Source organism: Mesorhizobium sp. M7A.F.Ca.ET.027.03.2.1 (genome assembly GCF_003999175.1).
Taxonomy (GTDB): Bacteria; Pseudomonadota; Alphaproteobacteria; order Rhizobiales; family Rhizobiaceae; genus Mesorhizobium.
In genome coordinates this window covers 1-1,194 of record NZ_RZOM01001421.1, presented here as the reverse complement: position 1 = coordinate 1,194, position 1,194 = coordinate 1, and the positions used below count along the sequence as shown (strand labels likewise).

General features: G+C 65.5%; 1 protein-coding gene. It reads left to right on the top strand.

The annotated features are described in order from the left end of the window. The coding region (gene pgi / locus EN750_RS35235; protein WP_127399342.1) for a glucose-6-phosphate isomerase at positions 1 to 1,194 on the top strand (1,194 nt) is incomplete at both ends.

Here is a 1,194-nt window from a genome sequence, read left to right as displayed (position 1 = left end):
TCGTGGAATTCTCCGCTGCCGACGGCGATCTGCTGCTCGACTGGTCTAAATGCGCGGTCGACGCGACCACCATGGAGCTGCTGGAGAAGCTCGCCCAGGCCGCCGATCTCGAAGGCCGCCGCGCCGCCATGTTCGCCGGCAAGAAGATCAACGTCACCGAGGACCGTGCCGTGCTGCACACGGCGCTGCGCAACCTGACCGGCAAGGGCGTCACCGTCGATGGCCAGGACGTCAAGGCTGACGTCATCGCCGTGCTCGACGCCATGGGCGCCTTTGCCGATGCCGTGCGCTCGGGCAAGGCGGCTGGCGCCACCGGCAAGAAGATCACCGACATCGTCAACATCGGCATCGGCGGTTCCGATCTCGGCCCGGCCATGGCGACGCTGGCGCTGGCGCCCTATCATGACGGGCCGCGCGCACATTACGTTTCCAACATCGACGGCGCCCATATCCACGACACACTGAAGGGCCTCTCCGCCGAAACCACGCTTTTCATCATCGCTTCCAAGACCTTCACCACCGTCGAAACGATGACCAACGCCGAAACCGCTCGGAAATGGGTGCAGGAAGCACTGGGTAAGGAAGCGGTCGGCAAGCATTTCGCCGCCGTCTCCACCGCACTCGACCTGGTGGCCAAGTTCGGCATCGCGCCGGATCGCGTCTTCGGCTTCTGGGATTGGGTCGGCGGCCGCTATTCGCTCTGGGGCGCCATCGGCCTGCCGGTGATGATTGCTGTCGGGCCGCGGAATTTTCGCGCCTTCCTCGATGGCGCGCACGAGATGGACGAGCATTTCCGCACCGCGCCGGTCCAGGAGAACCTGCCGGCGCTGCTTGGACTGGTCGGCTGGTGGCATCGCGTCATCTGCGGTTACCCGGCGCGCGCCGTTATCCCGTATGACCAGCGCCTGTCCAGGCTGCCGGCCTATCTGCAGCAGCTCGACATGGAATCGAACGGCAAGAGCGTCACCCTCGAAGGCACAGAGGTGACGACGCCGACCGGACCGCTGGTCTGGGGTGAGCCTGGCACCAACGGCCAGCATGCCTTCTTCCAGCTGCTGCACCAGGGCACCGATTTCATCCCGGTCGAATTCCTCGCCGCGGCCGTCGGCCACGAGCCCGATCTCAAGCATCAGCACGATCTGCTGCTCGCCAACTGCCTGGCGCAGTCGGAAGCGCTGATGAAGGGCCGCACGC